This is a genomic window from Klebsiella pneumoniae complex sp. WS1778 (assembly GCF_049472055.1).
GTDB lineage: Bacteria > Pseudomonadota > Gammaproteobacteria > Enterobacterales > Enterobacteriaceae > Klebsiella > Klebsiella quasipneumoniae.
Map to the genome: position 1 here is coordinate 39,579 of NZ_JBKGTJ010000001.1, position 19,878 is coordinate 59,456.

20 protein-coding genes are annotated in these 19,878 nt (G+C 58.5%); 15 read left to right on the forward strand and 5 right to left on the reverse strand.

The window, feature by feature from the left end; translation table 11 throughout:
* Nucleotide 1 precedes the first annotated feature (1 nt).
* The 13 genes from yceG (at nt 2) to ACLEXF_RS00265 (ending at nt 11,549) form a co-directional block, all read left to right on the forward strand.
* Nucleotides 2–1,024, forward strand: coding sequence for a cell division protein YceG (gene yceG / locus ACLEXF_RS00205; RefSeq protein WP_004204565.1), 1,023 nt, complete (start codon nt 2–4; stop codon nt 1,022–1,024).
* The gene (gene tmk / locus ACLEXF_RS00210; protein ID WP_004204566.1) at nt 1,014–1,655 is read left to right on the forward strand and encodes a dTMP kinase; all 642 of its coding nucleotides are present in this window, start codon (nt 1,014–1,016) and stop codon (nt 1,653–1,655) included. The genes yceG and tmk overlap by 11 nt, the downstream gene beginning before the upstream one ends.
* A complete protein-coding gene (gene holB, locus ACLEXF_RS00215; RefSeq protein ID WP_277449013.1) occupies nt 1,652–2,656 on the forward strand; it encodes a DNA polymerase III subunit delta' in 1,005 nt (334 codons plus the stop codon). The genes tmk and holB overlap by 4 nt, the downstream gene beginning before the upstream one ends.
* A 10-nt stretch (nt 2,657–2,666) precedes the next feature.
* Nucleotides 2,667–3,461 carry a metal-dependent hydrolase gene (locus ACLEXF_RS00220; protein ID WP_004204569.1) on the forward strand — a complete coding sequence of 265 codons (795 nt, stop codon included), beginning with the start codon at nt 2,667–2,669 and terminating at the stop codon, nt 3,459–3,461.
* A gap of 296 nt (nt 3,462–3,757) precedes the next feature.
* Complete coding sequence (gene ptsG, locus ACLEXF_RS00225) at nt 3,758–5,191, forward strand: PTS glucose transporter subunit IIBC (RefSeq protein WP_004204570.1); 1,434 nt, start codon at nt 3,758–3,760, stop codon at nt 5,189–5,191.
* A 261-nt stretch (nt 5,192–5,452) separates the two neighbouring features.
* Complete coding sequence (gene hinT / locus ACLEXF_RS00230) at nt 5,453–5,809, forward strand: purine nucleoside phosphoramidase (protein ID WP_004204571.1); 357 nt, start codon at nt 5,453–5,455, stop codon at nt 5,807–5,809.
* Nucleotides 5,810–5,813: 4 nt separating this feature from the next.
* Entirely contained in the window at nt 5,814–6,188 is a 375-nt protein-coding gene (locus ACLEXF_RS00235; protein WP_004204572.1) for a YcfL family protein, read from the forward strand.
* A 21-nt stretch (nt 6,189–6,209) separates the two neighbouring features.
* Nucleotides 6,210–6,848, forward strand: coding sequence for a penicillin-binding protein activator LpoB (gene lpoB / locus ACLEXF_RS00240; RefSeq protein WP_072096711.1), 639 nt, complete (start codon nt 6,210–6,212; stop codon nt 6,846–6,848).
* On the forward strand, nt 6,829–7,656 hold the full coding sequence (thiK, locus tag ACLEXF_RS00245; protein WP_043519502.1) for a thiamine kinase: 828 nt from the start codon (nt 6,829–6,831) through the stop codon (nt 7,654–7,656). Before lpoB ends, thiK begins: the two co-directional genes overlap by 20 nt.
* Before the next feature lie 23 nt (nt 7,657–7,679).
* Nucleotides 7,680–8,690: a beta-N-acetylhexosaminidase gene (gene nagZ, locus ACLEXF_RS00250; RefSeq protein WP_072140424.1), complete on the forward strand. Its 1,011-nt coding sequence runs from the start codon at nt 7,680–7,682 to the stop codon at nt 8,688–8,690.
* 35 nt (nt 8,691–8,725) lie between these two features.
* Entirely contained in the window at nt 8,726–9,268 is a 543-nt protein-coding gene (ycfP, locus tag ACLEXF_RS00255) for an alpha/beta hydrolase YcfP (RefSeq protein ID WP_002900775.1), read from the forward strand.
* A 243-nt stretch (nt 9,269–9,511) separates the two neighbouring features.
* On the forward strand, nt 9,512–10,816 hold the full coding sequence (locus tag ACLEXF_RS00260; protein ID WP_008805997.1) for an NAD(P)/FAD-dependent oxidoreductase: 1,305 nt from the start codon (nt 9,512–9,514) through the stop codon (nt 10,814–10,816).
* A gap of 193 nt (nt 10,817–11,009) precedes the next feature.
* Complete coding sequence (locus ACLEXF_RS00265) at nt 11,010–11,549, forward strand: glycine zipper 2TM domain-containing protein (protein ID WP_002900781.1); 540 nt, start codon at nt 11,010–11,012, stop codon at nt 11,547–11,549.
* A gap of 57 nt (nt 11,550–11,606) precedes the next feature.
* Here ACLEXF_RS00265 and ACLEXF_RS00270 read toward each other — a convergent pair whose 3' ends face one another.
* A complete protein-coding gene (locus ACLEXF_RS00270; RefSeq protein WP_043519501.1) occupies nt 11,607–13,796 on the reverse strand; it encodes a TonB-dependent siderophore receptor in 2,190 nt (729 codons plus the stop codon).
* Between the two features lie 69 nt (nt 13,797–13,865).
* On the opposite strand from ACLEXF_RS00270, the gene ACLEXF_RS00275 reads away from it, so the two are divergent.
* Nucleotides 13,866–13,988 (forward strand): hypothetical protein, encoded by a 123-nt coding sequence (locus tag ACLEXF_RS00275; RefSeq protein WP_004140642.1) that lies wholly within the window; start codon nt 13,866–13,868, stop codon nt 13,986–13,988.
* A gap of 52 nt (nt 13,989–14,040) precedes the next feature.
* On the opposite strand, the gene ACLEXF_RS00280 is transcribed toward ACLEXF_RS00275, so the two are convergent.
* The gene (locus ACLEXF_RS00280) at nt 14,041–14,676 is read right to left on the reverse strand and encodes a TetR/AcrR family transcriptional regulator (protein ID WP_004204579.1); all 636 of its coding nucleotides are present in this window, start codon (nt 14,674–14,676) and stop codon (nt 14,041–14,043) included.
* The gene (locus ACLEXF_RS00285; protein WP_048294479.1) at nt 14,673–14,792 is read right to left on the reverse strand and encodes a hypothetical protein; all 120 of its coding nucleotides are present in this window, start codon (nt 14,790–14,792) and stop codon (nt 14,673–14,675) included. Before ACLEXF_RS00285 ends, ACLEXF_RS00280 begins: the two co-directional genes overlap by 4 nt.
* 133 nt (nt 14,793–14,925) lie before the next feature.
* On the opposite strand from ACLEXF_RS00285, the gene bhsA reads away from it, so the two are divergent.
* The gene (gene bhsA / locus ACLEXF_RS00290; protein WP_002900788.1) at nt 14,926–15,183 is read left to right on the forward strand and encodes a multiple stress resistance protein BhsA; all 258 of its coding nucleotides are present in this window, start codon (nt 14,926–14,928) and stop codon (nt 15,181–15,183) included.
* A 128-nt stretch (nt 15,184–15,311) separates the two neighbouring features.
* Here the strand turns inward: bhsA and ldtC are convergent, their stop codons facing one another.
* Both ldtC and mfd read right to left on the reverse strand, forming a co-directional pair.
* Nucleotides 15,312–16,265, reverse strand: a complete 954-nt coding sequence (gene ldtC / locus ACLEXF_RS00295) for a L,D-transpeptidase LdtC (RefSeq protein ID WP_017898955.1) — start codon at nt 16,263–16,265, stop codon at nt 15,312–15,314.
* Nucleotides 16,266–16,429: 164 nt separating this feature from the next.
* Nucleotides 16,430–19,876, reverse strand: coding sequence for a transcription-repair coupling factor (gene mfd, locus ACLEXF_RS00300; RefSeq protein ID WP_043519500.1), 3,447 nt, complete (start codon nt 19,874–19,876; stop codon nt 16,430–16,432).
* Nucleotides 19,877–19,878 lie beyond the last annotated feature (2 nt).

Consider the following 19,878-nt stretch of genomic DNA (forward strand, 5'->3'; position numbering starts at 1 on the left):
TATGAAGAAAATGTTACGTTTTATCCTGTTGCTGGTGGTGCTGTTGGGCATCGCCGCGGCGGCAGGAATGTGGAAGGTACGCCAGCTGGCGGACAGCAAGCTGCTGATTAAAGAAGAGACCATCTTTACCCTCGAAGCCGGCACCGGCCGGCTGGCGCTGGGGCAGGATCTCTATCGCGAGAAGGTGATCAATCGCCCGCGCGTGTTCCAGTGGCTGCTGCGGATGGAGCCTGAGCTGTCTCACTTCAAGGCCGGGACCTATCGCCTCACGCCGCAAATGACGGTGCGCGAGATGCTGCAGCTACTGGCCAGTGGCAAAGAGGCGCAGTTTCCGCTGCGCTTTGTCGAAGGCATGCGCGTCAGCGACTACCTTCGTCAGCTGCGCGATGCTCCCTACGTGAAGCACACGCTTGAAGACGATAGCTACGCGACGGTGGCTAAGGCGTTAGGTCTTGACCATGCCGACTGGGTGGAAGGCTGGTTCTGGCCGGACACCTGGATGTACACCGCCAATACTAGCGACATCGCCATCCTCAAGCGCGCGCATCAGAAAATGGTCACTGAAGTGGCGAAGATTTGGGAAGGACGGATGGATAATCTGCCCTATGCCGATCAGAATCAGCTGTTGACCATGGCCTCGATTATTGAGAAAGAGACCGCGGTGGCGGAAGAGCGCGATCGCGTCGCGTCGGTATTTATCAACCGCCTGCGCATCGGCATGCGCTTACAGACCGATCCAACGGTGATCTACGGGATGGGCGAAGGGTATAATGGAAAGTTAACGCGTAAGGATCTGGAGACGCCGACCGCGTACAATACCTATACCATCAGCGGCCTGCCGCCAGGCCCTATCGCGGTGCCGGGCGAAGCGTCGCTGAAGGCGGCCGCCCATCCGGCGAAAACACCATACCTCTATTTTGTCGCCGACGGGAAAGGGGGCCATACGTTTACCACAAACCTGGTCAGCCATAACCGCGCGGTGCAGGACTATCTGAAAGTACTTAAGGAAAAAAATGCGCAGTAACTATATCGTCATCGAGGGGCTGGAGGGCGCCGGGAAGACCACCGCACGTCAACTGGTGGTGGAGACGCTGCAGTCGGCAGGTATTCACGATATGGTGTTTACCCGTGAGCCGGGGGGCACAATCCTTGCTGAAAAACTGCGTAGCCTGGTGCTGGATATCCAGTCCACGGGCGATGAAGTGATTAACGATAAAGCGGAAGTGCTGATGTTTTACGCGGCGCGCGTCCAGCTGGTGGAGACGGTGATTAAGCCTGCTCTGGCTCGCGGCCAGTGGGTGATCGGCGATCGTCACGATCTCTCCACCCAGGCCTATCAGGGCGGCGGCAGGGGCATTGACCGCACGATGCTGGCGACGCTGCGCGACGCCGTTCTCGGCGATTTTCGTCCCGATTTGACGCTGTACCTCGACGTTACGCCGGAAGTGGGGCTGCAGCGCGCCCGCGCCCGCGGCGAACTGGATCGCATTGAGCAGGAGTCGATGAACTTCTTCAATCGTACCCGCGCGCGCTACCTTGAGCTGGCTGCGGCAGATCCTTCTATCCGCACGGTGGACGCGACGCAGCCGCTGGATGCCGTCGCACGCGATATTCGCGCCACGATCGCCCAGTGGATGGCGGAGCAACCGGCATGAAATGGTATCCGTGGCTGCGCCCCTCGTTCGAGCAACTGGTCGGTAGCTATCAGGCCGGACGTGGCCACCACGCCTTACTGTTACAGTCTCTGAGCGGGATGGGCGGCGAGGCGTTGATTTATGCGCTGTGCCGCTTCCTGATGTGCCGCCAGCCTGAAGGGCATAAAAGCTGCGGTCACTGCCACAGCTGCCAGCTGATGCAGGCCGGTACGCACCCCGATTACTATGCGCTGAGCCCTGAGAAAGGCAAGAGCGCGCTGGGTATTGACGCGGTGCGCGATGTCAACGACAAGCTCTATGAGCGCGCGCGCCTCGGTGGGGCGAAGGTGGTATGGATTAGCGATGCCGCCTTGCTGACCGATGCCGCCGCCAACGCGTTGCTGAAAACGCTGGAGGAGCCGCCGGAAAATACCTGGTTCTTCCTCGCTTGCGAGGAGCCGGCGCGTCTGCTGACCACCCTGCGCAGTCGCTGCCGCCTGCACCACCTGTCGCCGCCGACGGAATCTTATGCCCTGGCCTGGCTGGAGCGTGAGGTGAACCTGCCGCAGGAGGCGCTGCTGGCCGCGTTACGTCTGTGCGCCAGCGCGCCGGCCGCTGCGCTCGAGCTGCTTAAGGAGCCGCAGTGGACGGCGCGACAGCAGCTGTGTCAGGCGCTGGCGACCACACTGGCGAGCGGTGACTGGCTGGCGCTGCTGCCGATACTCAATCATGAACAGGCGGCGGTTCGCCTGCACTGGCTGGCATCGCTGCTGGTCGATGCGCAAAAACGACAGCAGGGAATTGCCCTGGTGAGTAACCCGGATGTCTGGCCGCTGCTGGAGCAGCTGGCGCACAGTCTGCCCGCCGCCCGGCTGCAGGCGATTGCCCATGACGTCTGTACCTGCCGCGAGCAATTGCTGAACGTCGTCGGCGTCAACCGCGAACTGCTGCTCACCGAGCGCCTGCTGCGCTGGGAACATTACCTGCAACCCGGGACGGTTTTACCCGTCTCCCACCTCTGAGTGAGACATTATGTTTTTAGTCGACTCCCACTGCCATCTTGATGGTCTGGATTATCAAACCCTGCACAAAAACGTCGATGACGTACTGGCAAAAGCGGCCGCACGCGATGTGAAATTTTGCCTGGCGGTCGCCACGACGCTGCCTGGCTACCGCAGTATGCGCGAGCTGGTAGGAAGGCGTGACAACGTCGTCTTCTCCTGCGGCGTGCACCCGTTAAACCAGGATGAGCCCTACGAGGTGGAGACGCTGCGCACGCTGGCGGCGGAAGAGGGCGTCGTCGCGATGGGAGAGACCGGACTGGACTATTTTTATACCCCGGAAACCAAAGTCCAGCAGCAAACTTCGTTCCGTGACCATATCCGCATCGGCCGGGAGCTGAACAAGCCCGTGATCGTGCATACCCGTGACGCTCGCGCCGATACCCTGGCCATTTTACGCGAAGAAAAGGTGACGGATTGCGGAGGCGTACTACACTGTTTCACTGAGGACAGGGAGACGGCGGGTAAGCTGCTCGACATGGGGTTCTATATCTCGTTTTCCGGTATCGTCACTTTCCGTAACGCCGAGCAGCTGCGCGATGCGGCGCGCTATGTTCCGCTGGATCGTCTGCTGGTGGAGACCGATTCGCCATACCTGGCGCCGGTACCCCATCGCGGCAAAGAGAACCAGCCGGCGCTGGTGCGTGACGTTGCTGAATACATGGCGGTACTGAAGGGTGTGTCGCTGGAGCAACTGGCTCAGCAGACCACCGACAATTTTGCCACGCTGTTCCACATTGACCCCGCCCGCTTGCAACCTGCTTGATCTGCTTATTATTTTAAGGCTCGTAATTAATAGCCAAAGCGAGTAAAGTTCACCGCCACAAAAGTGGCGGTGAAGGTTTTTTGGCAACATCTGGATACAACTTATGTAAGCTGATGTAAATTTTTACCGGAAGGCTGATTGAAACGTGATAGCCGTCAAACAATCATCCCGTTAATTATTTTACTCTGTGTAATAAATAAAGGGCGCTTAGATGTCCTGTCCACGGCGCGGTTCTCCCCCCGGGCCAATGCGTGAAAACGTAAAAAAGTACCAAATACTCAGGAGCACTCTCAATTATGTTTAAGAATGCATTTGCTAACCTGCAGAAGGTCGGTAAATCGCTGATGCTGCCGGTATCCGTACTGCCTATCGCAGGTATCCTGTTGGGCGTCGGTTCCGCAAACTTCAGCTGGCTGCCAGCCGTGGTCTCCCACGTTATGGCAGAAGCAGGCGGTTCAGTTTTCGCCAACATGCCGCTGATCTTCGCTATCGGTGTGGCCCTCGGCTTCACCAATAACGACGGTGTATCCGCACTGGCTGCAGTGGTAGCTTACGGCATCATGGTGAAAACCATGGCGGTGGTTGCGCCGCTGGTGCTGCATTTACCTGCTGACGAGATTGCGGCAAAACACCTGGCTGATACCGGCGTGCTTGGCGGTATTATCTCCGGTGCTATCGCCGCGTACATGTTTAACCGCTTCTATCGCATTAAGCTGCCAGAATATCTCGGCTTCTTTGCGGGCAAGCGCTTTGTACCGATTATCTCTGGTCTGGCCGCTATCTTCACCGGCGTGATCCTCTCCTTCATTTGGCCGCCGATCGGTTCCGCGATCCAGACCTTCTCCCAGTGGGCTGCTTATCAGAACCCGGTGGTGGCGTTTGGTATCTACGGTTTCATCGAGCGTTGCCTGGTGCCGTTTGGTCTGCACCACATCTGGAACGTTCCTTTCCAGATGCAGATCGGCGAATACACCAACGCGGCTGGTCAGGTATTCCACGGCGATATCCCGCGCTACATGGCAGGCGACCCGACCGCGGGCAAACTGTCTGGCGGCTTCCTGTTCAAAATGTACGGTCTGCCGGCAGCGGCTATCGCGATTTGGCACTCTGCTAAACCGGAAAACCGCGCCAAAGTGGGCGGTATCATGATCTCCGCCGCGCTGACCTCGTTCCTGACCGGTATCACCGAGCCGATCGAGTTCTCGTTCATGTTCGTGGCGCCGATCCTGTACGTTATCCATGCCATCCTGGCGGGTCTGGCGTTCCCGATCTGTATCCTGCTGGGTATGCGTGACGGTACTTCGTTCTCTCACGGCCTGATCGACTTTATCGTGCTGTCCGGTAACAGCAGCAAGCTGTGGCTGTTCCCGATCGTCGGTATCTGCTATGCGATCGTGTACTACGTCATTTTCCGCGTGCTGATTAAAGCCCTGGATCTGAAAACACCGGGTCGTGAAGATACCACCGAAGAGAGCAAAGCTGGCGCAACCAGCGAGATGGCTCCGGCTCTGATCGCCGCTTTCGGCGGTAAAGAGAACATCACCAACCTCGACGCATGTATTACTCGTCTGCGTGTTAGCGTGGCGGATGTAGCGAAAGTTGACCAGGCTGGCCTGAAAAAACTGGGCGCCGCTGGCGTGGTAGTGGCAGGTTCTGGCGTACAGGCCATCTTCGGTACCAAGTCCGATAACCTGAAAACTGAAATGGATGAGTACATCCGTAACAGTTAAGACGTAGTATCGGGGAGACTAAGGCAGCCAACTGGCTGCCTTTTTTACGTGACAAGATCGGCCTTCCAGAGGCGATAACCCTGCTAACTGTCCGCCAAATGCTTATTCCCTCAGCAGCTAAGTCTATAGTTGAATAAGAAAAAGAGCTTTCAGGTTGAAAGAGAGGGAGGATGTCGCTCATACTCTTACCGGAACCTGTGCGTCTGCGTTTATCTGCAGAAGCAGGCCAGCGTACGGGATAAAACTAATAAGGAATCAGTCATGGCAGAAGAAACGATTTTCAGCAAAATCATTCGCCGGGAGATCCCGTCGGATATTGTTTATCAGGATGAGCTTGTGACCGCTTTTCGCGACATCTCCCCGCAGGCGCCCACCCACATTCTGATTGTCCCGAACGTTCTGATTCCTACCGTAAATGACGTCACCACCGAACATGAACTGGCCCTGGGCCGGATGATGACCGTCGCGGCGAAGATTGCCCGCGATGAAGGCCTCGCCGACGATGGCTACCGGTTGATCGTCAACTGCAACCGCCACGGCGGCCAGGAAGTTTACCATATCCATATGCATCTGCTGGGCGGTCGTCCGCTGGGTCCGATGCTGGCGCACAAAGGCTAACGCCATGCTAAGGACCCTTTTGGGCGCGTGTCTGGCGGCGGGGCTGCTGGCCGGATGTAGTTCACACCCGGAGATCCCGGTTTCTGACCAGCAGGCGCTGGTGATGGAGTCGAGCGTGCTGGCCGCCGGGATCAGCGCCAGCGAGCCTGTCGTCGTGGCGACGGAGATCCAGGCCACCGCCTCCTCTACGCTGTATAACGAGCGCCAACAGCCGGTCACCGTGCATTATCGTTTTTTCTGGTATGACGCCCGAGGGCTGGAGATGCACCCCCTGGAGGCGCCGCGCACCATCGTGGTCCCGGCTCGCTCCTCGGTGACGTTGTATGGCAGCGCCAATATCCTGGGGGCGCATAAGGCCCGCCTTTATCTTTATCTGTAAGGGGTAATTATAATGATGAAAATGTGTCGCTATGCGTTAATCACAGCACTGGCGATATTCCTCGCAGGCTGTGCGGGGCTGCGTGAGCAGCCCGCGCCGGTAGAAGAGGCCAAACCGCAGCCGCAGCAGCCTGCGCAGCCGCAGCCCACGGTGCCGACGGTACCGGCGGTGCCCTCCGTCCCGTCGCAGCCAGGACCGATTGAGCATCAGGATCAGCAGTCGGGTCAGCCGGCGCCGCGCGTGCGTCATTATGACTGGAACGGCGCGGTGCAGCCGATGGTGGGACAGATGCTGCAGGCGGGCGGGGTCAATGCCGGCAGTATTCTGCTGGTTGACAGCGTGAACAACCGCACCAACGGTTCGCTGAATGCCGGAGAAGCCACCACCGCGTTACGTAACGCGCTGGCGGGCAACGGCAAATTTACCCTTGTTTCACCGCAGCAGCTGGCGGTCGCCAAGCAGCAGCTGGGCCTGTCGCCGCAGGACAGCCTCGGCAGCCGCAGCAAAGCCATGGGCATCGCCCGCAACGTGGGCGCGCAGTATGTGCTTTATTCCAATGCCACTGGCAACGTCAACGCGCCCGAGCTGAAGATGCAGTTGATGCTGGTGCAAACCGGCGAGATTATCTGGTCAGGTAAAGGTGCGGTTCAGCAACAATAAGCTAACGCGCGACGAGCTCTTGTCGCGCTTCTTTCCCCACTATCATCCTGTCGCCTCGCTGAGCCAGACCGGCCTCAGCGGCGGCAGTGTGATTATCAGCGATGGCGACCAGCGACGAGTGCTGCGTCAGCCGCACGACCCGTCTGCCGCTGCCTGTTATTTTCGCCGTCAGTATCGTGCGCTGCGCCGGCTGCCTGCCAGGCTGGCGCCCAATCCTCTGTTTTACTCGCCCTGCTGGATGGTGGTGGAGTATTGCGCGGGTGAGGTGAAAAGCGAGTTACCTGACTGCCCGCAACTGTCTGGCTTATTGTATGATTTGCATCAGCAACCACGGTTCGGCTGGCGTGCTAGTCTCGGGCCGCTGCTGGCGCAGTACTGGCAGAGGAGCGATCCGGCCCGGCGCACGCCGCGCTGGCTACGTTGGCATCAGCGGCTGTGCCGCCGGGGCGAGCCTCGTCCTCTGCGGCTGGCGCCGCTGCATATGGATGTCCATGCCGGCAATATTATCCACAGCGACGCCGGTCTGAAGCTGATCGACTGGGAATATGCCGGCGATGGCGATATCGCGCTGGAGCTGGCCGCCGTGTGGATCGCCCCGGACGAGCGCCGCCAGCTGGTGGCGGCATATGCCCGACGGGCGGCTATCGACGCGCAGCAGCTATGGCGGCAGGTGGCGCGCTGGCGTCCGTGGGTACTGCTGCTCATGGCGGGCTGGTATGAAATGCGCTGGCGGCAGAGCGAGGATCGGCAATTTATCATGCTGGCAGATGAAACATGGTGTCAGTTAGACAACGAACGCAAAGGATAAGAGAGGTCAGTGTGGGCCCAGTGATGTTGGATGTTGAAGGGTATGAACTGGATGCGGAAGAGCGAGAAATTCTGGCGCATCCATTGGTGGGAGGGTTGATCCTCTTCACCCGAAATTATCACGATCCGGCGCAACTGCGGGAGCTGGTGCGCCAGATCCGCGAAGCCTCCCGTAACCATCTGGTGGTGGCGGTCGATCAGGAAGGGGGACGCGTTCAGCGTTTCCGCGAAGGCTTTACCCGTTTACCGGCGGCCCAGTCTTTCGCTGCGCTGCTGGGGATGGAAGAGGGGGGCAAACTGGCCGCCGAGGCCGGCTGGCTGATGGCCAGCGAAATGATCGCCATGGACATCGATATCAGCTTTGCGCCGGTGCTGGACGTCGGCCATATCAGCGCCGCAATCGGCGAACGTTCTTATCATGAAGATCCGCAGAAAGCGCTGACGATGGCGCGTCACGTCATTGACGGCATGCACGCCGCGGGCATGAAAACCACCGGCAAACACTTCCCGGGACACGGGGCGGTGACTGCCGATTCGCACAAAGAAACCCCGTTCGATCCGCGTCCGGCATCGGTTATCCGCGACCACGATATGGCGGTATTCAAAAGCCTTATCGCCGAGCAGCGTCTGGATGCCATTATGCCGGCGCATGTGATTTACCCGGAGCTCGACCCGCGTCCGGCGAGCGGTTCGGCCTATTGGCTGAAAACGGTGCTGCGCGGCGAGCTGGGCTTCGATGGGGTGATTTTCTCCGACGATCTGTCGATGGAAGGGGCGGCGATCATGGGCAGCTATGCCGAACGCGGCCAGGCATCGCTCGACGCCGGTTGCGATATGATACTCGTCTGCAATAATCGTAAGGGCGCGGTCAGTGTGCTGGATAACCTGTCGCCGATCAAAGCAGAGCGTGTTACGAAATTGTATCATAAAGGTTCCTTTTCCCGTCAGGAGTTAAGGGATTCAGCCCGTTGGAAAACGGTGAGTGCCCAGCTGGAGCAGCTTCATGCGCGCTGGCAAGAGGCGAAGTCCGCGTAACGCTCTGCGGGGCGTTGTTGTCTGGTGAGGATGCGATGATTATCTATTTACACGGTTTTGACTCGAACAGCCCCGGTAACCACGAGAAGGTGATGCAGTTGCAGTTTATTGACCCTGACGTGCGGTTGATAAGCTACAGCACGCGCCATCCCAAGCACGACATGCAGCATCTGCTGAAAGAGGTTGATAAAATGCTGCAGCTTACCGCCGATGACCGGCCGCTGATCTGCGGCGTTGGACTCGGCGGTTACTGGGCGGAGCGGATTGGTTTCCTGTGCGATATCCGTCAGGCGGTGTTCAATCCGAACCTGTTTCCGCATGAGAATATGGAAGGCAAAATCGACCGACCGGAAGAGTATGCTGACATCGCCACCAAATGCGTGACCAACTTCCGCGAAAAGAACCGCGATCGCTGCCTGGTGGTGCTTTCCCGACAGGACGAAGCGTTGGACAGCCAGCGTTCCGCCGACCTTCTGCACCACTATTATGAAATTATCTGGGATGAAGAGCAGACCCATAAGTTTAAAAACATTTCGCCGCACCTGCAGCGGCTGAAAGCGTTTAAAACCCTCGGTTAAGCCTTTCCCCTGTCTCCAAACCCGCGCCGGGTTCGCCGCGCGGGTTTTTTCATGTCTACACTTATTGGTTTCGCTGAAAAAATACGCGACAAAACTTGATGCACATCAATTTTGGTATGACCAATGCACCGTTCATGGTATTCTCGACAGTGCTGAATGGTTTCATTGACGTAACTTGTTGTTAAATAAAGGCTATTATAATAACTTTTATTTAACAATTGGTTAATAATTTTAGGGGTACACATGACTACGCCATTGAAAAAAATCGTAATTGTGGGTGGCGGCGCAGGCGGACTGGAACTGGCAACTCAGCTGGGGAAAAAGTTAGGGCGCCATAAGAAAGCGAAAATCACCCTGGTGGACCGTAACCACAGCCATCTGTGGAAGCCGCTGCTGCACGAAGTGGCCACCGGTTCTCTGGATGAAGGTGTCGATGCGCTGAGCTATCTGGCCCATGCCCGCAACCACGGCTTCCAGTTCCAGCTGGGGTCGGTGGTCGATATCAATCGCGAAGGGAAGACCATCACCCTCGGCGAGCTGCGCAATGAAAAAGGCGAGCTGCTGGTGGCTGAGCGTAAACTGCCGTACGACACGCTGGTGATGGCGCTGGGCAGTACCTCGAATGACTTCAACACCCCTGGCGTTAAAGAGAATTGCATTTTCCTCGACAACCCGCACCAGGCGCGTCGTTTCCATCAGGAAATGCTCAACCTGTTCCTTAAATACTCCGCGAACCTCGGCGCTAACGGTAAAGTCAACATTGCCATCGTCGGCGGCGGCGCCACCGGCGTGGAACTCTCCGCTGAGTTGCATAATGCCGTGAAACAGCTGCACAGCTACGGCTACAAAGGGCTGACCAACGAAGCGCTGAACGTCACGCTGGTCGAAGCGGGCGAACGCATTCTGCCGGCGCTGCCGCCGCGCATTTCCGGGGCGGCGCATAATGAGCTGACCAAGCTGGGTGTACGGGTGCTGACGCAGACCATGGTCACCAGCGCCGATGCGGGCGGCCTGCACACCAAAGATGGCGAATATATTGAAGCGGATCTGATGGTCTGGGCGGCCGGGATCAAAGCGCCAGATTTCATGAAAGAGATCGGCGGCCTGGAAACCAACCGTATCAATCAGCTGGTGGTTGAGCCGACGTTGCAGACCACCCGCGACGCGGATATTTTCGCCATTGGCGATTGCGCCTCCTGCGCCCGTCCGGAAGGCGGCTTTGTACCACCGCGTGCCCAGGCGGCGCACCAGATGGCCACCTGCGCGCTGAATAACATCCTCGCGCAGATGAAAGGTAAACCGCTGAAGGCGTATACCTATAAAGACCATGGCTCACTGGTGTCGCTATCCAACTACTCCACCGTCGGCAGCCTGATGGGCAACCTGATGCGCGGCTCGATGATGGTGGAAGGGCGCATTGCGCGCTTTGTGTACATCTCCCTGTACCGTATGCACCAGATCGCCCTGCACGGCTATTTCAAAACCGGCCTGATGATGCTGGTTGGGCGCATCAACCGCATCATTCGCCCGCGCCTCAAGCTGCATTAATTGCTGTTGCGACCCGGAGCGCGCCCTGGCGGCGCCTCCGGGCTCTTCTGCTGAACCGGCGGCAATCCCGCTCGGAATCCTCTGAATCCCTTTGATTTGCAGCGAATTCTCGCACTTTTCATCCGCTATCTGATTTGCGCCTTCCCGGGTCCGGTTGCAAAATTGTATCAACAGCAACAAAGGAGGATCTCCCGTGAATAAATCTATGTTGGCGGGTATAGGGATAGGCGTGGCTGCCGCGCTGGGCGTTGCAGCTGTCGCTGGTCTCAACGTGTTAGATCGCGGCCCGCAGTATGCGCAAGTGGTCTCCAGTACACCGATTAAAGAAACCGTGAAAACCCCGCGCCAGGAATGCCGCAATGTCACCGTGACCCATCGTCGTCCGGTACAGGATGAAAACCGCATCGCCGGTTCTGTGCTGGGCGCGGTGGCGGGCGGGGTGATTGGCCACCAGTTTGGCGGCGGTCACGGACGCAGCGTGGCGACGGTGGTGGGCGCGCTGGGCGGCGGCTATGCCGGTAACCAGATCCAGGGCGCGATGCAGGACAACGACACCTACACCACCACGCAGCAGCGCTGCAAAACGGTGTATGACAAATCCGACAAAATGCTGGGTTACGATGTGACCTATAAGATAGGCGATCAGCAGGGGAAAATCCGGATGGATCACGATCCTGGCAGCCAGATCCCGCTGGACAACAACGGCCAGCTGGTCCTGAACAACAAAATCTAAAAACAGATTTGTGTATTGATTAGCCCCTCAATCGCTCAGGCTGAGGGGCTTTTTTTATCAGAAGGTTAACGCGTAATTCAGACCGAAGGTGCGGCCGCGGCCCTTGTATTCATACAGCGACGAGCTGCCGTAGGTTGGGCTGTAGAGCAGCGGCGCGCGCTGGCCCCAGATGGTGATATAGTCTTCGTTAAGCAGGTTTTCGATACTGAAGGTCAGTTTTCCCACCGGCAGCGCGTAACTGCCGATAAAATCGACGGTGTTATAGCCTTCCAGCTTGTTGCCGGCGGCGTCGCTGAGGTCAAACACCTGCTGGCTCTGCACGCGCAGGCTCCACGGATCCGGCGCCCAGCCCACCCAGGCGGTGGCTTTGGACGGCGAGGCGAGGGTGACGTCCCACTTCTGCCAGCGGCCATCGGTCTGCACCTGTGATTTCAGCACGTTGAAGTTGCCGCCGACGCTCCAGTCGCTGTCCGGAATAAAGTAATCGACCGCACCCTCAACGCCGTAAATACGCCGTTTGTCGGACTGAACATCGATGGTCATATCGGTACGGTTGACGACGATGGTCTTATCCGAAGTCGAGTAATACGCCGCCAGCTGGGTGCGCAGGTTATCGCCGGTATAGCGCCAGCCCAGCTCATACGAGTTAACTTTGATCCCCTGCAGCGGCGAGTCATCGACGTTGACGCTGGAGAGCAGCGGCAGATGACCGTTGACCGCCGCGCCGTATTTCCCGATGCCATAGTATTTACCCGGATCCGGCAGCTCAACGCCCTGCGAGAAGTTAAACCAGGTCTGCTGACGCTCGGTCAGATGGGCCACGATCCCGGCGTTAAACAGGAAGTTGTCATAATCGGTTTTGCCGCCTTTGATGGCGTCGGCGGAGCGCGCTTTGCCGTTGGCGATATCCTGTTGCTGGGCGTAGCCGACAAAGTCGTCAACCCGGTTTTCGGTCCACTGGTAGCGAACTCCGCCGCTGAGGGTAAAGATATCGTTCAGATCATAGCTCGACTGCAGGAACGGCGCGACGTTGGAGATACTGTATCCCGGATAGCGGCCGGTGGTGTAGATCGATTCGTTGTGCAGCCCGCCCGACGCCAGCGATTGTTGCAGATCGAAGAACATCTGGTTGGCATTGAAGGTCTCATGATCGGCGTCGAGACCCCAGGTGAGATCCCATCCCGCCAGCGGCTGGCTGTTGAGGGTCAGCTTTGCCCCGTACTGATCGGTATCCTGCTGCGACGAGGAGAAGCTGCTGACCTGACCTTTGCTGAGCGTCGGGAATGGATAAAAGGTGAGGGACTCATCGCGATAGTACACCTGGCTCACCAGATTCTGGCCGAAGAAATCGGCATCGGAGTACTGGAGGCTGATCAGATGGCGCTCGGTGCCGGGGATACGATCGGAATTGAGCCCATCGGTGGTGTACGCTTTGCCGCCGCTGGTGACCGCGGACATATTTTTCCCGAGCCACAGGCCATAGTCATCATCGCCCTGGCTTTTATAGTACTGGGTGACCAGCTGCAGCTGGCGGTTGTCGTCGATCTCGATCGTTCCCGTCCCCATGACGTCCAGACGATCAGAGTGCTGGAGCCCCGTTTGGGTGTTATCGAGGATCAGCGCATCGTTATTGCCGTCGTACCAACCGCCGAAACGCTGATAGGCTACCGATAAACGCCCGGACGCGTGGTCTGTCCCGCCGCTGACCGCCGCCGCGACACGCTCATCATGATCGTTGCTGTTTGCAAACCCGCTCTTGCTGCCCACCTCAAGATCGACCTGGCGATCCTGCTGCCCTTTTTTGGTGACGATGTTGATAAGTCCGCCGGTACTGCCGCCGCCGTACAGCGAGGTTGCCCCGGAGATCACTTCGACATGCTCGATGTTGAACGGGTCGATGGCGTCGAGCTGGCGGCTGTCGGTGCGTGAAGAGTTGAGCCGGACGCCGTCAATCAGCACGACGATGGCGCGCCCGCGCATGTTCATCCCATAGTTGGTGCGCCCCTGGCTGCTGACGTCGATGCCCGGGATCAGCTGCGCCAGCACGTCTTTGAACTCTTTTCCGCCCTGGACCTGCTGCTCAATTTCCTGGCCCTCAATGACCCAGGTGGTTTGGGCCATTTCGGCTACGGTGCGATGGGTGCGGTTCGCGCTAACGATGATGCTGTCTTCTTCAGACTGAGCCGCCAGCGCAGGCAGAGCGCTGGCCAGCAGCAGAGGGTGGAGCACCCAGAGGCGCTTTTTCATATCCATTCCTTTTATGAGCAAGTTGTTTTGTCGTTGTTATGGGCCGGCGTCGGGCCGGTATTCGTTACAATGCGAAACATCTGGAAAAACTCAAAAAAGGATTTTGCACATAATGAATATCGCAATCAATATCATTTGCGTTTATCTTGCGCGAGAAAAGGTAATAAAAATCAATCTATTTTGTGGGGATAAAGCGAAACGGCTGGCGGTTCCGGCGGTTGAACACCGCCGGAAGCGGGGCGCATCAGGACTCGAGGACCAGCGGCCAGAGACGGAGGGTGGTGTCAGTGATTTGCATCAGTTTGTCAAAATCGGCGCCTTCCCGTGCGCTGATGGACATCCCCTGCAGGACACAGTTGAGAAACTGCGCCAGCTGCCCCACGTCGCGGCCCGCGGGCAGTTCGCCCTGTGCTTGCCGCTGCTGCAGAAACTGGGTTAGCGCCTGCTCCTGCATCGCATGGCGGGATTTGATGGTATTGGCGATATCCGTCGAGGAGGCGGCCAGCGCGGCGGAGGTATTAATGATAAAGCAGCCGGCCGGTGTCTCTTTGCTGGTAAAACAGGTGGCGACCGCGGTGAAGTAGTCGCGCAACGCCCGATCGACGGATTTTCCCTCAGCAAACAGCACGGCTTCGTGCTTCGCGGCAAAGCGCGAAATGTAACGGTCCAATACTGCGCGGAACAGTCCTTCTTTATTCACAAATTCCGCATACAGGGTGGGGGCTTTTGCTCCTGTCGCCTCGACCAGATCGGCGAGCGAGGTCGCCTCATAGCCGTGCTGCCAGAAGAGTGTCATGGCTTTGTCCAGCGCCGCATCCCTGTCGAACACCTTCGGTCGGCCACGGCTTTTTTTGGCGCAACTTTGAACGTCAGTTGTCATGATGCCGTTGTACCTATGTTGGTTTGGTGAATCGTCATTATAAAAATAAACGATCGCCGGGGCCAGCGCTGTTGGTTCAAAAATAAATAATTCATATGCGTATGAAAATTAAGCATTTTATAAATAGTTAAACGATCGTTATAAAAATGCGTTGACGTGTGACTTAGATCACATTAATATTTACCTATCGATCGTTAAGTTAATGCTTACGACCCTACTATAAAATTCATCTGCATAGGTATAATAATCATGAAAACCGTTAATACTCTGGCTATTGCCGCCGTTCTTAGCTCCCTCTCTTTCGCCAGCTTTGCCGCTGTTGAGGTGCAGTCCACCCCAGCCGGCCAGCATAAAGTGGGTACTATCTCAGCTTCCGCAGGGACTAACCTGGGTTCGCTGGAAGACCAGCTGGCGCAGAAAGCGGATGAGATGGGCGCCACCTCATACCGTATTACTTCGGTAACCGGTCCGAATACCCTTCACGGTACCGCGGTTATCTACAAGTAAACCCGATGCGTCGCTGCCCGGCCCCCTTCACCGGTCAGCGATGAGTAAAACCCTGTTGTACCCCTGTTTGACCCTTGCCAACAAAAAACCCGCCTTCAGGCGGGTTTTTTGTTTTCTGCGGTGTGAGGTTACAGCGACTGCGGGCCGGGGTCCGCATGACGGGTGACGTCAATGGGCATGCCCGAGCGGTAATTCATCGCGCGCTCCATCACTGTTCCGTCGGTCTGCGGCGCCTGTTTGAACGCCTTCATGGCCGCGTTAAGCGTAATAGGCAGGGTCTGCGGGTCGTCATCGATATGCTCAGACAGCGGCTGATGGACCTCAACCAGACGGCGACCGTCCGGCTCTACCGACGCCTTGATCGGCGTGTTGATAATATTCACCTTCGTGCCCGGCGAGATGGCGTTGTACAGCGCCTTGATATCGTTGTCGCGCAGACGAATACAGCCGGAGCTGACGCGCATACCAATGCCGAAATCGGCATTGGTGCCGTGCAGGAGATAGACTCCGCCATAGGCGGCGAGGCGGATGGCGTGATGTCCCATCGGGTTGTCAGGACCGGCAGGCACCACCGCCGGCAGCTCAATCCCCATCGCTTTGTAGCGCGCGCGAATGTTGGCGGTTGGCGTCCAGGTCGGATTGGCCCGCTTGTCGGACACGGTGGTAACCATTGTCGGTGTGATGGTGGTTCCGCCCAGCTGGCCGATGCCTATCGGGTAGACGGTCACTTCATTCTTGCCCGGCGGGTAATAGTAGAGGCGCAGTTCGGCAAGGTTAATCACCAGCCCTTCGCGCGGCGCATCGGGCAGCAGCGTCTGCAGGGGGATGGTCAGCACGCTGCCGGCGCGCGGAACGTAGGGGTCCACCCCGGGATTGGCCTGCAGCAGGGCCAGGAAGCCGACATTGTACTTTTTGGCAATCGCCTCCAGCGAACCGCCGTTATCCTGCACCACATGGAACTGATTCTGCCCCACCAGTCGGCTGCCCGGCGGGGGAAGGGGCCAGGTGTTAGCGCGCGCGGGCAGCGCCAGCGCAGCAACCAGCGCGACCAGCGCCAGCATCAAGGGGAAACGGATTCTCATTACCATAACTCCAAAATATATAAGTGGTTATTTTTATATGAAAAAGGAGATGAGATTATGGCGTGAGTCTGTGTGGGGAAATCCAGGCGGATTGCAAAATGTTTGTAAAGATTGCCAGATATGTGGAAAGGGGGATACGGCGTAACGGCCATATCCCCCCGCGATCAGGCGACGGCGTTCTCTTCCAGCTGGCGCATGAACTGGCGAACCCAGTCCATCCGCGTCTTACGCTCCTCGAGATCCTGCATGAACTTCAGGCGCGTCGGCCCGTCCAGGCGGAAGTGCTGCGGCTGCTTCTGCAGCAGGCCAATTAACCACACTGGATTGACGTTGTTTTTCTCGTTAAATTCGATCACGCCGCCTTTTTCGTTACTTTCCAGTTTACGGATCCCCAGCTTCTGCGCCTGCTGACGCAGACGGGCGATATCCAGCAGGTTGCGGGCGGCGTCGGGCAGGCGACCAAAACGATCGATCAGCTCGACTTTGATCTCCTCCAGATCCTGTTCGTTTTTGGCGCTGGCAATGCGCTTATAGAACGACAGGCGGGTATTGACGTCGGGGATGAAATCGTCAGGCAGCAGGGAAGGCATGCGCAGTTCGACTTCGGTCTGCTGGCTGGTGAGATCCTCCAGCGACGGCTCGCGCCCGGCTTTCAGCGCATCCACCGCATTCTCCAGCAACTCCATATACAGGGAGAAGCCGATGGTCTCCATCTGACCGCTCTGATCTTCGCCCAGCAGTTCCCCGGCACCGCGGATCTCCAGATCGTGGGTGGCTAGCGCAAAGCCGGCGCCGAGATCTTCCAGCGAGGCAATGGCTTCGAGGCGCTTTTGCGCATCGGTGGTCATCGCCTTTGGATGCGGCGTCAGCAGCCAGGCATAGGCCTGGTGATGGGAGCGGCCAACGCGGCCGCGCAGCTGGTGCAGCTGGGCGAGGCCAAAATGGTCGGCGCGTTCGATGATGATGGTGTTGGCGGTGGGAATGTCGATCCCGGTTTCGATGATGGTGGTGCACACCAGCACATTGAAGCGCTGGTGATGGAAGTCATTCATCACCCGCTCCAGCTCACGCTCCCGCATCTGACCGTGGCCGATGGCGATCCGCGCCTCAGGCACCAGCTCCGCCAGTTTGTCGGCGGCTTTCTGGATGTTCTCGACGTCATTAAACAGGTAGTAAACCTGGCCGCCGCGCAGTGTTTCACGCAGGATCGCCTCGCGCACCACCAGCGCATCGTATTCGCGAACGAAGGTCTTTACCGCCAGGCGGCGCGCCGGCGGCGTGGCGATGATCGACAGATCCCGCATCCCGCTCATCGCCATGTTCAGCGTTCGCGGGATCGGCGTGGCGGTGAGGGTCAGGATATCGACATCGGCGCGCATCGCTTTGATGCGCTCTTTATGCCGCACGCCAAACCGGTGCTCTTCGTCGACGATCAGCAGCCCCAGATCGCGCAGCTTCACCTCGCTTTGCAGCAGCTTGTGGGTGCCGATCAAGATATCGATTTTGCCTTCCGCGGCCTGCTCGAGGATCTGCGCCTGCTCCTTAGCGCTGCGGAAACGGGAGAGCATTTCGATGCGTACCGGCCAGTTGGCGAAACGATCGCGGAAGTTGTCATAGTGCTGCTGAGCCAGCAGGGTGGTCGGCACCAGTACCGCCACCTGTTTGTGGTTCTCCACGGCGAGGAAGGCGGCGCGCATGGCCACTTCAGTTTTGCCGAAGCCCACATCGCCACACACCAGGCGGTCCATGGCCAGCGGCTGGCACATATCGCTGAGGACGGCGTTGATCGCCTGCGCCTGATCCGGCGTGGTTTCAAATGGGAAACCGTCGCAGAACAGCTGATACTGTTCGCGGTCGTGTTTAAAGGCAAACCCGGCTTTCGCTGCGCGCTGGGCGTAGATATCCAGCAATTCGGCCGCGACGTCGCGTACCTTCTCGGCCGCTTTTTGCCGCGCCCGGGTCCAGGCATCGCCGCCCAGCTTGTGCAGGGGCGCGTTCTCTTCCGCTCCGCCGGCGTAGCGGCTAATAAGATGCAGGGAGGAGACCGGAACGTATAATTTGGCATCGTTAGCGTAGGTCAGCATCAGGTATTCGCCGGTGATGCCGCCCGCCTCCAGGGTAGTCATGCCTGCGTAGCGGCCCACGCCGTGTTCCAGGTGAACGACCGGCTGGCCGATATGCAGTTCGGCAAGGTTGCGAATGAGTGTGTCAGGGTTAATGGTGCGACGGGAATCCTGACGACGGCGCGCTACGCGCTCGCCGAGCAGGTCGCTCTCGCAAATCAGCGCCAGGCCGCGCTGGCTGTCGATAAACCCGTGCTCGGCGGCGCCAATCATCAGATAGCGGCCGTTGCCGGTGGCTTCCTCCAGACGCAGCACGTGTTTTGGCGCAACTTTAATCCGCGCCAGCATTTCGCTCAGCGCTTCACGGCGACCCTCGCTTTCCACCGAGAAGATAACCGGGCCGGTAAACGCTTCGAGGAAGCGGCGCAGATTATCCAGCGGCGCTTTGTTTTGTGCCTGGACGGCGATGTCCGGCAGCGTCTGGTAGCCCAGATTGGTATTTGCCGCTTTGTCCGCCAGGCGCTCGGTTTTCAGCTGTACGCGCGGCCACTTTTTCAGTTCGCTAAACAGCTCATCGCTGCGCAGCCACAGCAGTTCCGGCGGCAGGAGCGGGCGCATCGGATCGACGCCGCGGTTTTCAAAACGGGCGCGGGCTTCATTCTGGAAACGCTCCGCGCTGGTCTCGAGATCGCCGGTGTTGACGATCAGCGTGCTGGACGGGAAATAGCTGAATAACGGCGGCAGCGGCTCGCTGAAGAACAGCGGCTGCCAGTATTCGATACCGGCAGGCAGCGTCCCTTTACTGACCTGCTGATAGATATGCTCGGCATCGCGTTTCACTTCAAAGCGGTCGCGCCACTGGCTGCGGAACAGCTCGATGGCGGTCTGGTCGGTGGGGAATTCGTGCGCCGGGAGCAGGTTAATGGCCGCCACTTCCTCCAGCGTGCGCTGGCTGTCGACGTCGAACAGGCGCAGGCTGTCGATTTCATCGTCAAAGAAATCGAGGCGGTAGGGCTGGTCGCTGCCCATCGGGAACAGATCGAGCAGCGCGCCGCGGGTAGCATATTCGCCATGCTCCATCACCTGATCGACATGGCGGTAGCCGGCCCCCTCAAGCTGATCGCGCAGCGCATCGCGCGACAGGCGCTGACCCTTTTTCATCACCAGCGCGTGGCCGTGAAGGAAGCTGTGCGGACAGACGCGCTGCATCAGCGTGCTGACCGGGACGATCAGCACGCCGCGCTGCATGGTGGGTAACTGGTAAAGGGTGGCAAGACGGGAGGAGATGATGTCCTGATGCGGTGAGAAGCTGTCATAAGGGAGCGTCTCCCAGTCCGCCAGCCCCATCACCATGCTGTCGGTGAACTGCCTGATCTCGTCGTTCAGACGCAGCGCGTTTTGCATGTCAGGCGCCACCAGCACCACCGGGCCCTTGTGGCGTTCGGCCATCTCCGCCACCAGGGTGGCGCAGGCTGCGCCGGTCAACTCGCCAAGCTGGCGCTGGTCACCGGCTTTCACCGGCAATGAGTATCGATATTGTTCAGGCATAG

Bases quoted from the DNA above. Each gene is read 5' to 3' on its own strand.
- yceG (WP_004204565.1), top strand. From the start codon at position 2: ATGAAGAAAATGTTACGTTTTATCCTGTTGCTGGTGGTGCTGTTGGGC.
- nagZ (WP_072140424.1), top strand. From the start codon at position 7,680: ATGTTGGATGTTGAAGGGTATGAACTGGATGCGGAAGAGCGAGAAATT.
- bhsA (WP_002900788.1), top strand. From the start codon at position 14,926: ATGAAAACCGTTAATACTCTGGCTATTGCCGCCGTTCTTAGCTCCCTC.
- ptsG (WP_004204570.1), top strand. From the start codon at position 3,758: ATGTTTAAGAATGCATTTGCTAACCTGCAGAAGGTCGGTAAATCGCTG.
- ycfP (WP_002900775.1), top strand. From the start codon at position 8,726: ATGATTATCTATTTACACGGTTTTGACTCGAACAGCCCCGGTAACCAC.
- ACLEXF_RS00280 (WP_004204579.1), bottom strand. From the start codon at position 14,676: ATGACAACTGACGTTCAAAGTTGCGCCAAAAAAAGCCGTGGCCGACCG.
- lpoB (WP_072096711.1), top strand. From the start codon at position 6,210: ATGTGTCGCTATGCGTTAATCACAGCACTGGCGATATTCCTCGCAGGC.
- hinT (WP_004204571.1), top strand. From the start codon at position 5,453: ATGGCAGAAGAAACGATTTTCAGCAAAATCATTCGCCGGGAGATCCCG.
- ACLEXF_RS00220 (WP_004204569.1), top strand. From the start codon at position 2,667: ATGTTTTTAGTCGACTCCCACTGCCATCTTGATGGTCTGGATTATCAA.
- ldtC (WP_017898955.1), bottom strand. From the start codon at position 16,265: ATGAGAATCCGTTTCCCCTTGATGCTGGCGCTGGTCGCGCTGGTTGCT.
- ACLEXF_RS00285 (WP_048294479.1), bottom strand. From the start codon at position 14,792: ATGCTTAATTTTCATACGCATATGAATTATTTATTTTTGAACCAACAG.
- ACLEXF_RS00235 (WP_004204572.1), top strand. From the start codon at position 5,814: ATGCTAAGGACCCTTTTGGGCGCGTGTCTGGCGGCGGGGCTGCTGGCC.
- ACLEXF_RS00270 (WP_043519501.1), bottom strand. From the start codon at position 13,796: ATGAAAAAGCGCCTCTGGGTGCTCCACCCTCTGCTGCTGGCCAGCGCT.
- mfd (WP_043519500.1), bottom strand. From the start codon at position 19,876: ATGCCTGAACAATATCGATACTCATTGCCGGTGAAAGCCGGTGACCAG.
- ACLEXF_RS00260 (WP_008805997.1), top strand. From the start codon at position 9,512: ATGACTACGCCATTGAAAAAAATCGTAATTGTGGGTGGCGGCGCAGGC.
- tmk (WP_004204566.1), top strand. From the start codon at position 1,014: ATGCGCAGTAACTATATCGTCATCGAGGGGCTGGAGGGCGCCGGGAAG.
- ACLEXF_RS00275 (WP_004140642.1), top strand. From the start codon at position 13,866: ATGCGAAACATCTGGAAAAACTCAAAAAAGGATTTTGCACATAATGAA.
- holB (WP_277449013.1), top strand. From the start codon at position 1,652: ATGAAATGGTATCCGTGGCTGCGCCCCTCGTTCGAGCAACTGGTCGGT.